1 protein-coding gene is annotated in these 508 nt (G+C 57.1%); it reads left to right on the forward strand.

What is annotated here, in order from left to right:
- On the forward strand, positions 1-508 hold a 508-nt coding region (locus L6R21_28325), incomplete at both ends, for a hypothetical protein (GenBank protein ID MCK6563109.1).

The raw sequence follows: 508 nt of genomic DNA on the forward strand, positions 1-508 counted from the left end.
AGGGTTCCTTCATTTCAAATGTCGAAGCGCTGGCCTTTGGTGCCGCCGATGAGTTGTATGCCATCCGGTGGCCATCTTCTTCGCCCAATTTGTATCGCGTCAATCTCGAAAATGGCGAAGCGACACTCATTGGATCCACTGGTGTTGCTGATCTCATCGGCATGTCGTTTGATCCGGTCAGCGGGACTCTGTATGCCTCACGCGGCTCGGGGACCGATGAGATTTACACTGTGAACGCTTCAACCGGCGCCGCAACACTGGTGGGAACCACCGGCCTGTCCAGCTCGATCCCGGACATTGCATTCGATCAAGCGGGAGCTTTGTACGGAGTCACGTCTTTTGAGGGACCGGCACCCTGGAGCTTGATTACCATCAATCCCACAACCGCAGCCGGCGCAGTGGTGGGACCACTTGGCATCGCAAATGTTAGTGGACTCACGTTTGTGCCGCCGCGGCAGAGCGGCGGGCAGATTGCTGTGCATCCCTCGCATGCTGAATTCGGCAACGT

The sequence above is a fragment of the bacterium genome, assembly GCA_023150945.1.
Classification (GTDB): Bacteria; Zhuqueibacterota; Zhuqueibacteria; order Zhuqueibacterales; family Zhuqueibacteraceae; genus Coneutiohabitans.